This window comes from Chromobacterium sp. Ag138, assembly GCF_055181315.1.
In genome coordinates, this window is the sequence record NZ_JBUPWA010000001.1 from 4,806,198 (window position 1) to 4,815,970 (window position 9,773).

The window sequence follows — 9,773 nt, forward strand, 5'->3', positions numbered from 1 at the left end:
CCGACTGATTGGGAGATACGATGAATCCGGCACTTTGGATCAGCAAAACCGGCATCCAGGCGCAAGACGCGCGCCTGACCGCCATCGCCAACAACCTGGCCAACGTCAACACCACCGGCTTCAAGCGCGACCGCATGATATTCGAAGACCTGTTCTACCAGGTCGAGAAGCAGCCGGGCAGCAAGGTGGACGACAACAATACCTCGCCGTCCGGCGTGCAGATGGGCAACGGCACCCGGCTGGTGGGCAGCCAGAAGGTGTTCACCGAGGGCAACATCACCACCACCAACCAGAGCCTGGACGTGGCCATCATCGGCCAGGGCTTCCTGCAGGTGAAGATGGCCAACGGCGTGACCGGCTACACCCGGGCGGGGCAGCTGAGTCTGAGCAAGGACGGCGTGCTGGAGACTGCCCAGGGCCTGCCGCTGGAGCCCGAGATCCGCATCCCGGCCGACGCCTCCAAGATTTCCATCAGCGAAACCGGCGAAGTGTCGGTGACTCGCGGCACCAGCACCACGCCGGAAGCGGTGGACCGCATCCAGCTGGCCGGCTTCATCAATCCGGCCGGCCTGCTGGCGCTGGGCGACAACCTGTTCCAGAAAACCGACGCCAGCGGCGACGCCAACGAGGGCGATCCGGGCAGCGGCGCGCTGGGCAAGCTCAAGCAGGGCAGCCTGGAAGGCTCCAATGTGCAGGTGGTGGAAGAAATGGTGGACATGATCGCCGCGCAGCGGACCTACGAGATGAACACCAAGGTGCTGTCCGCGGCCGACAATATGCTGCAGCAGCTGGGCCAGTCGGTACGATGACGCTTGCCCGCCTCGCGCCGCTGGCCGCCTTGCTGCTGGCGGCCTGCGCCCAGCTTCAGCCGCCGCCGCCGGAGCCGGACCCGCTGCCGGAGCTGATGCGGCAGCAGACTTCGCTGCCGATCGGCGGCGGCGTGTTCACGCCCGGCGGCTCGCTGTCGCTGACCTCGGACAACCGCGCCTTCCGTCCCGGCGACGTGCTGACCGTGGTGCTGGAAGAGACCACTCAGGCCAGCAAGCAGGCCGGCACCAGCTTCGGCAAGAAGTCCGGCGCCAAGATCGGCCCTTCGCTGATCGGCAACACCACCTTCAACGCCCAGGTCGGCATCGACGCCAACCGCGACTTCAACGGCTCGTCCAGCTCCACCCAGCAGAACGCGTTGGCCGGCTCGCTGACCGTGGTGGTGCACAAGGTGCTGCCCAACGGCCTGTTGCAGGTCAAGGGCGAGAAGCAGCTGACGCTGAACCAGGGCGAGGAAATGCTGCGCCTGGCCGGCTACGTGAGGGTGGAAGACATCGACACCGACAACCGCGTGTCCTCGCTGCGCATCGCCAACGCCCGCATCGGCTATTCCGGCAGCGGCGCGCTGGCCGACGCCAATAGTCCTGGCTGGCTGATGCGCTTCTTCGCCAGCCCGCTGATGCCGTTCTAAGGTTTTTCATGATATCGAAACAGATTCGAAGCCTGATCGCCGCCGCCTTGCTGGCGGCGTTGTCGTTGCCGGCGGCGGCCTTGCCGCTGCGGCAACTGGTCAATGTGGAAGGCATACGCGACAACCAGCTGATAGGCTACGGCATCGTGGTGGGCCTGGACGGCACCGGCGACAACTCGCAGGTGAAGTTCTCCGGCCAGTCGGTCGCCAACATGCTCAAGCAGTTCGGCCTGAAGATGCCGGAGAAGACCGACACCCGCGTCAAGAACGTGGCCGCGGTGATGGTCAGCGCCAGCCTGCCGCCCGGCTACAGCCGCGGCCAGACCATAGACGTGACCGTGTCGTCGCTGGGCGACGCCAAGAGCCTGCGCGGCGGCACGCTGCTGCTGACCCAGTTGAAGGCGGCCAACGGCGAAGTGTACGCGCTGGCCCAGGGCAGCGTGGTGATAGGCGGCCTGTCGGCGCAGGGCAAGAGCGGCTCCAGCGTCACCGTCAACACGCCCACCGCCGGGCGTATTCCCAACGGCGCGTCGATCGAGCGCGAGATTCCCAGCGACTTCGAGCAGGGCGACAGCATACGCCTGAGCCTGCGCCGCCCCAGCTTCGAGACCGCCACCAATGTGGTGAGAACGATCAACCGCAGCTACGGCAAGATCGCCACCACCCGCAACGCCACCACTATCGAGGTGAGGGCGCCGGGCGATCCGACCGAGCGCGTGGCCTTCGTCGCGCGGCTGGAGAAGCTGAACGTGGACGTCGGCGCGGAAATCCCGCGCGTGGTGTTCAACTCCCGCACCGGCACCGTGGTGATCAGCGAGGGCGTCACCGTGCGCCCGGCGGCGGTGTCGCACGGCAGCTTGCGCGTGGTGATTTCCGAGTCGTCCCAGGTCAGCCAGCCCGGCCCGTTCAGCAACGGCACCACCCAGGTGGTGCCCGACTCCCGGGTGCAGGTGGAGCAGGGCCAGGGACGGATGTTCAAGTGGCCGGCCGGCGCCAGCCTGCGCGCCATCATCGACACGGTCAACCGCACCGGCGCCACGCCGGACGACGTGATGGCCATTTTGCAGGCGCTGGACCAGGCCGGCGCGATAGACGGCGAACTGGTGGTGATCTGATGCTGAACAACGATTTGCAGAACCCGTCCGCCGGCGCCGGCGGCGACGCGCCGGTGGCGGCCGCCAGCCCGGAATACCGCAAGAAGGCGGAAAAGGCGGCCGAGATGTTCGAGGCCCAGTTCATCCGCGAGATGTTCAAGCAGATGCGCAAGACCACGCGCGAGGTGGCGGGCGAGGACAGCGTCTTCGCCAACTCCATGAATGCCGACATGCTGGACATCGCCGACGGCGCCTTGGCCGACCAGCTGGCCAGCCAGCGCACCTTCGGCATCGCCAAGGTCATCCTGGCGCAACTGCTGCCGGAGAATGGGAATATTCCCGTTAAGGACGCGGACGCCGCCGTCGCCAGTCTGAAGCAGGGCCGGGATGCCGGCCAGGGGCTGGCGGCCTTCGCCCCGCCCATGTTCCCACTCACCAAGTGATGACAGCCAACCATGCGCATGATCAATAACGCGCTGTCCGGCGCCCAGGCGGCGCAGGTCGCGCTGAACACGGCCAGCCAGAACATCGCCAACCAGCAGACGCCGGGCTACTCGCGCCAGGGCGTGGTGCTGGCCACCCAGGCCCCGGGCGCCGGCGATCCGCTGAGCGCCGGCTACGGCGTCAACGTCAGCAGCGTCCGCCGCTTCAGCGACGATTACAAGAACCTGCTGCAATGGCAGGCCGGGTCCAATCTCGGCTCGCTGGCAGCGGCCCAGTCTTACTTCGCGCAGTTGGAAAATGTGATGGGCAGCAAGGGCAGCAGCCTGTCCGAGGGCTTCGACCAGTTTTTCGCCGCGCTGAACGCCGCCAGCCTGGACTCCAACACCATGCGCGACCAGGTGGTCCGTTCCGCTGGCGCGCTGGCGCAGCGCTTCAACAATCTGGACGGCGTGCTTACCTCGCAGCTGGTGGCCATCGCCGAGCAGCGCAACGCCACGCTGACGCAGATCAACAGCGCCACCGCCAACCTGGCGCAACTGAATGAAAAACTGATGTCGGCCAAAGCCCAGGGCATCAATACCTCCGGTCTGGAGGACGAGCGCGATCGCCAGATCGACGCGCTGTCCTCGCTGATCGAGGTGAGAGTGGTGGCGCAACCGGACGGCAGCAAAGCCGTTTCGCTGAAGAACGGCTTGCCGCTGGTGGCCGCCGACAGCGCCGCGACGCTGTCCAGCGAAGCCCAGCCGGATGGCAGCCAGCAACTGAAGCTGACCTTCGGCACCGAGAAGTACGCGATGCCGGGCGGCGATCTTGGCGGCCAACTGGGCGGACTCAACCGCTTCGAAACGGAAAACCTGCGGCCGGTCCAGACCCAAGTGCGCACGCTGGCCGGCGAACTGGCCACCCGCGTCAACGACCAGCTGGCCAAGGGCTACGACATGAACGGCCAGCCGGGCAAGCCGCTGTTCCGCTACGACGCCGGCGCCGCCCACGGCCTGCTGCAGAGCACCGGCATTCTTGCCGCCGAGCTCGGTTTCTCCGCCGATCCGGCCAAGCCCGGCAACAACGACAATCTGCTCGAGGTGTTGAAGGTCAAGCAGCAGGCTTTCCCGCTGGCCGGCGTCGGCAATGTGACGCTGGGCGACGCCTATTCGCAGATGATCGGCCACCTCGCGATCTCCAGCCAGGCGAACAAGGCCGGGCTGGCTACCGCCAACGTCATCCGCGCCGAGGCGGAAAAGAACTGGCATTCCACCTCCGGCGTCCAGCGCGACGAGGAGGCGGTCAGCCTGATCGAATTCCAGAAGATGTACCAGGCCAATATGAAAGTGATCGCGGTGGCCAACCAGCTGTTCGAAAGCACCCTGGCCATCCTGTAAGGACCTAGCATGCGTATTTCCAGCAACCAGTACCAATCCGTCGTGCTGTTGGCCATGCAGAACAGCAGCGCCGGCATGTCCGAGCTTTTGCAGAAGATGTCCAGCGGCCAGAGCATGCTCGCGCCGTCGGAGAATCCCATCGCCAGCGTGCGCCTGCTGCGCCTGCAGCGCGAGGAGGCGTCGCTGAAGCAGTACCGCGACAATATCGGCGCGCTCAAATCGCAGCTGACCAAGAACGAGACGCTGCTCAGCGGCATCAGCACCAGCCTGCGCGATGCGCGCGACCTGCTGGTGGCCGCGGCCAACCAGCCGGCGACCGACGACCTGAAGGCGATGGCCTCGCCGCTGATCAGCCTGCGCGACAGCATCCTGTACGCGGCCAACACCAAGGACAGCGAAGGCCGCTATCTGTTCTCCGGCAGCGCGGTCAACAACGCGCCCATCGTCGCCGACGATGCCCAGCCGGCCGGCAGCCGCTATCGCTACAACGGCAACGGCGACCGCCAGCTGGTGACGGTGGGCGAGGGCGTGACCCAGGCGTCCAACGTCACGCTGGAGTCCATGGCCCCCTTGCTCAACCAGCTGGACAAAGTGATAGCCACGCTGCAAAGCCCGACCCTGGACAGCAAGGACCCGGCGGTGGGCGCCACTGTCCGCGAGGTGATGAATGGCGTGGACACCGCGCTGGACCGGGTCGGCGGCACCATTTCCGAACTGGGCGGCGCGCAGAACGTGTTGAAGACGCTGGATGGCAACCATGACAGCCTGAGCCTGGCGAACCAAGAGAGCATCATCGAATTGGGCGATCTGGACTACGCCACCGCTTACATGAAAATGAACGAATTGTCGATGGCGCTGCAGACCAGCCAGAAAGCCTACGGCAAGGTCAGCCAGCTGACGCTGTTCGACGTGATCTAAGCCATGTCCACCACGTTCAGCGGCATCAACCAGACCAGCGGCGACAAGCGCTGGAGCAAGGACGGCGCGGCGGTCGCGCCGGCCAGCCCGCGCGCGTCCGCCGCATCGCGCCCGGCGCTGGAGAGTCCGCGCCCGTCGGCCGGCGCCGCCAGCGGCTGGCGCTACAGCACCCAGCTCAACGAGCAACTGAGCGCCGCGCAATGCGCGCTGGGCTTCGTCGACGGCATGCTGCGGCAGCTGGAAAGCTTCAAGGGCAATCTCAGCCGGCAGCTGTCGCAGCGCCGGTTGGACAGCGATGGGCTGAAACAGCAGCGCGGCGAGCTGGAAGCCGGCTGGCAACGGCGCCAGTCCGACAGCGCCGGCAGCCTGGACGGCCAGCTGAGGCTGTCGCTGGGCGCGCCCGCCCGGCAAGGCTTCACCGTGCGCGGCCTGGATCTGGACAGCCTGACCGGCGGCCAGCCGGAAACCCTGGTGTTCGCGCTGGACGGGCAAAGCGCGCCGGCCGCGGTGCGGGTGGGAGACGGCATCAGCCGCGACGCCGCCCTGCGCCGGTTGAACCAGGCATTGGGCCCGTTGGGCGTGCGCTGCGAACTGGACGATCATGGCCGTCTGGGCTTCAGCTGCGGCGAGCAGGATTGGGCGCGCCTGCGCGACAGCCTGACCGTGCGCGGCGGCGGCATGCGCTTTCCCGGCGGCATGCCGCAACCGTTGCCCGCCCAGGCCGAGCCGGCGGCGCTGGACGCGGGGCAATGGCAGCTGGACGACCATGCCCAGGTGCGCCAGACCCTGCAAGGCGTGGTGCGCTCCATCGCCCAGCTGCAGCAAACCCGCGCCGCCATCGGCAGCGCGATCGCCGAAGCCAGGCAGTCGATAGGGCAGTTGGCCCGCACCGACGAGCAAAGCTGGGCCAGCGGCTTCGTCAGCGATTTCAACGCCCGGCTCAACCAGACCGCCGACTTCAACCATCTGCAGCAACTGGTGCCGGCGCTGCTGGGCATCAGCCGCTATCGCGTGATTTCGCTGCTTTCGCTTCGTTGACGGACCGCAGCGGGCCCATTTTGGCGGCTGTCCCCTCGGGGCAGCCTTTTTTCATGCCGGCCACATACTTGCTTAACATGTCCATGGCATGATGCGCCCTTTTCGAAGGATGCAGTCATGTCCAAACGCTGGTGGCCGCTGGCCCTGACGATGGCGGCCTCGCTGGCCCGCGCTGATTTCTCCATTCCCGGCTTCGAGCTGGTGCACAACGCGCCGCAGCATGCCGGCCTGGACACGCCCGATTTGCGCGATGCGGCCACGGTCTGGCGGCAGCTGTTCGATTCGGCCAAGCGCGAAATCGCGCTGGAGCAGTTCTACGTGGCGGGACAGCCCGGCAGCCTGATGGACGGGGTGATCGAGCGGCTGGACGCCGCCGGGCGACGCGGCGTGAAGATCCGCTTCCTGATGGAAAAGAAAGGCATGTTCGCCAGCGATCCGGCGACGATAGAGCGGCTCAAGCGCATTCCCAATCTGGAATACCGCCAGCTCGACTACAACCAGTTGACCGGCAACGGCATCATCCACGCCAAATTCATCGTGGCGGACGGGCAGTCCGCCTACGTGGGCAGCCAGAATTTCGACTGGCGCTCGCTGCAGCACATTCATGAAACCGGGTTCAAGGTGGACGACGCGGCGATGGCCGGCAGGATGCAGGCCATCTTCGAACAGGACTGGGCGGCGCAGGCGACGCTGGCCGCGGGCGGCAAGGCCAAGCCCTTGCGCGAGGCCGAGCAGGCGGCCGACTTGTCCCAGCCGGCGGCGCTGCTTGCCAGCCCCAACGCTTACAACCCGGACGGCGTTGGCGATTCCGAACAGGCGTTGCCGCGCCTGATGGCCGAGGCGAAGGACGAGGTGCGCATCCAGTTGCTGGATTACGCGCCGCTCAGCTTCGGCAAGCCGCGCAGCTACTACCCGGTGTTCGACAACGCCATCCGCGGCGCGCTGGCGCGCGGCGTCAGGGTCAAGCTGATGGTGTCGGACTGGAATCTGGAAAAGCCGGGCGTCGACTATCTGAAAAGCCTGGCGGTGCTGCCCGGCATGGAGGTTCGGGTGGTGGCCATTCCGCGCGACAGCGCCTGCATCCCCTTCGCCCGCGTCATCCACAGCAAAACCATGGAAATAGACGGCAGGATCGCCTGGGTGGGCACCAGCAACTGGAGTGGCGGCTATATGGACAAATCGCGCAATCTGGAAGTGGCGCTGCGCAGCGAGTCCATGGCCAGGCGCATCGCCGCGCTGCACGAACAGACCTGGTCGTCCCCCTACGCCGTGCCGCTGGACGTCTCACGTTCATACCAGGCGCCGGACAAGGCCTGCCGCCAAGCGGGCTGACGCCTAGGCCCGCGGCGTGGGCCTGGGCAAAATACGTCAATATCCCATTCTTATTACCAGTGCCACGCGCGAGGGAGCCTTCTCCTGATTGATTATGCATAAAGCATAATGCGGACTGGGCGGATTGTTCTGTCCGGCCGCCTGACAAGAGGAGAGCCGAACCATGTGTGGAATTGCCGGATGGGTGAGTTTCGAGCGTGACCTGCGGGAGCAGCGCGCGGTCGCGGAGACGATGACGCGGACGATGGCCCGGCGCGGGCCGGACGACGAGGGGCTGTGGCTGGACCGCCACGCGGCGCTGGGACACCGGCGGCTGTCCATCATCGATCTGGAGGGCGGCCGCCAGCCGATGACCGCCGACGAGGACGGCAGGACGCTGGCGTGTCTGGTCTATACCGGCGAGGTGTACAACTTCCAGGAGCTGCGCCGCGAGCTGCAGGGCTTGGGCCACGCCTTCCGCACCCGCAGCGACACCGAAGTGGTGCTGCGCGCCTACCTGCAATGGGGCGAGGCGATGCTGGAGCGGCTGAACGGCATGTACGCGTTCGCGCTGTGGGACGGGCGCGAACAACGGCTGCTGCTGGCGCGCGACCGCATGGGCGTCAAACCGCTTTACTACTATCCGATGCCGGACGGCGCGCTGTTCGGCTCCGAGCCCAAGGCCATCCTGGCCCATCCGGACGCGCAGCGCCGGGTGACGGCCGAGGGCCTGCGCGAAATGCTGGACCTGGTGAAGACGCCGGAGGCCGCGGTGTTCGCCGGCATGCATGAGGTGCGGCCCGGCCAGGTCGTCACGATAGACCGGAACGGCCTGCGCAAGCGCCGCTACTGGCAGCTGGAGGCGCGCGAGCACGCCGACGATTTGTCGACCACCATCCACACCGTGCGCGCGTTGCTGGACGACATCGTGGAGCGCCAGATCATCGCCGACGTGCCCTTGTGCACCTTGCTGTCCGGCGGGCTGGATTCGTCGGTGGTCACCGCGCTGGCCGCGAAAAGCATGCAGCGCCAGGGCAAGGGCACGGTGCGCTCGTTCTCGGTGGACTTCGTCAAGCACGGCATCGAGTTCGAGGCCGATTACCTGCGCGGTTCGCCGGACGCGCCCTTCGTGCGCGATCTGGCCGCCCACGCCGGCACCGAGCACCAGGAAATCCTGCTGCAAAGCCGCGAGCTCGCCGATCCGCGTCTGCGCGCGGCGGTGCTGGGCGCGCAGGACCTGCCGCCGGCCTACTGGGGCGACATGCTGCCGTCGCTGTACAAGCTGTTTGAGGCGATCCGGGCGCAATCGACGGTGGCCCTGTCCGGCGAATCCGCGGACGAGGTGTTCGGCGGCTACCGCTGGTTCCACGATGCCGCCGCGGTGGACGGCGATACCTTTCCGTGGCTGGCCGGGTCGAGCGGCGCTTTCTTCGACGGCCAGTCGCTGATCGCGCCGGAACTGCTGCGCGAACTGGACATGCCGGGTTTCCGCCGCGACAGTTACGCGCAGGCGCTGGCCGAGGCGCCGCGGCTGGCGTCCGACAGCCCGCGCGAGCGGCGGATGCGCGAGATCAGCCACATGCACCTGACCCGCTTCGTCCAGGCGTTGCTGGATCGCAAGGACCGGATGAGCATGGCGGTGGGGCTGGAGGTGAGGGTGCCGTTCTGCGACCACCGGCTGGTCGAATACGTGTTCAACGCGCCGTGGAGCATGAAGAATTTCGACGGCCGCGAAAAGAGCCTGCTGCGCGCGGCCGGCAAGGACGTGCTGCCGGACGCCATCGTCCAGCGCGTCAAGAGCCCGTATCCGGCCACCCAGGACCCGGCTTACGAGCAGGCGCTGCGCCAGGGCCTGACCCGGGTGCTGGACGACGCCTCGTCGCCGGCGCTGCCGCTGCTGGACAAGGCCGCGGCGTGGAAGCTGCTGGACCGGCCGTTCGGCAAGACCAGCACCTCGCCGGAGCGCGCCGGACTGGAGATGGCGCTGGGCCTGAACGAGTGGCTGCTGCGCCACCAGGTGGCGCTGGATTTGTAAGCCGGCTCAGCGCGGCGGCCGCACCGGCCGCCCCTGGATGGGCGTGGACAGGATGATGGCGGTGCGGGTCTCGCCCAGGTCGTTCAGGCTGGCCA

General features: G+C 67.1%; 9 protein-coding genes. All 9 read left to right on the plus strand.

Features of this window, described 5'->3' with window-relative positions; translation table 11 throughout:
* Positions 1–20: 20 nt before the first annotated feature.
* The 9 genes from flgG to asnB all read left to right on the plus strand — a co-directional run bounded on the left by flgG (position 21) and on the right by asnB (position 9,678).
* On the plus strand, positions 21–809 hold the full coding sequence (gene flgG, locus ACY3GB_RS22315) for a flagellar basal-body rod protein FlgG (protein WP_463090666.1): 789 nt from the start codon (positions 21–23) through the stop codon (positions 807–809).
* Positions 806–1,459, plus strand: a complete 654-nt coding sequence (flgH, locus tag ACY3GB_RS22320; RefSeq protein ID WP_463090667.1) for a flagellar basal body L-ring protein FlgH — start codon at positions 806–808, stop codon at positions 1,457–1,459. Before flgG ends, flgH begins: the two co-directional genes overlap by 4 nt.
* Positions 1,460–1,467: 8 nt before the next feature.
* Positions 1,468–2,574 carry a flagellar basal body P-ring protein FlgI gene (locus ACY3GB_RS22325; RefSeq protein WP_463090668.1) on the plus strand — a complete coding sequence of 369 codons (1,107 nt, stop codon included), beginning with the start codon at positions 1,468–1,470 and terminating at the stop codon, positions 2,572–2,574.
* Entirely contained in the window at positions 2,574–2,996 is a 423-nt protein-coding gene (locus tag ACY3GB_RS22330; RefSeq protein ID WP_463090669.1) for a rod-binding protein, read from the plus strand. The genes ACY3GB_RS22325 and ACY3GB_RS22330 overlap by 1 nt, the downstream gene beginning before the upstream one ends.
* 12 nt (positions 2,997–3,008) lie before the next feature.
* Positions 3,009–4,376, plus strand: a complete 1,368-nt coding sequence (gene flgK, locus ACY3GB_RS22335) for a flagellar hook-associated protein FlgK (protein WP_463090670.1) — start codon at positions 3,009–3,011, stop codon at positions 4,374–4,376.
* 9 nt (positions 4,377–4,385) lie between these two features.
* Complete coding sequence (gene flgL / locus ACY3GB_RS22340) at positions 4,386–5,294, plus strand: flagellar hook-associated protein FlgL (protein WP_463090671.1); 909 nt, start codon at positions 4,386–4,388, stop codon at positions 5,292–5,294.
* 3 nt (positions 5,295–5,297) lie between these two features.
* On the plus strand, positions 5,298–6,332 hold the full coding sequence (locus ACY3GB_RS22345; RefSeq protein ID WP_463090672.1) for a hypothetical protein: 1,035 nt from the start codon (positions 5,298–5,300) through the stop codon (positions 6,330–6,332).
* Positions 6,333–6,449: 117 nt separating this feature from the next.
* Positions 6,450–7,664: a phospholipase D-like domain-containing protein gene (locus ACY3GB_RS22350; RefSeq protein WP_463090673.1), complete on the plus strand. Its 1,215-nt coding sequence runs from the start codon at positions 6,450–6,452 to the stop codon at positions 7,662–7,664.
* Positions 7,665–7,827: 163 nt separating this feature from the next.
* Positions 7,828–9,678, plus strand: a complete 1,851-nt coding sequence (asnB, locus tag ACY3GB_RS22355; protein ID WP_463090674.1) for an asparagine synthase (glutamine-hydrolyzing) — start codon at positions 7,828–7,830, stop codon at positions 9,676–9,678.
* The last annotated feature ends 95 nt before the right edge of the window (positions 9,679–9,773 follow it).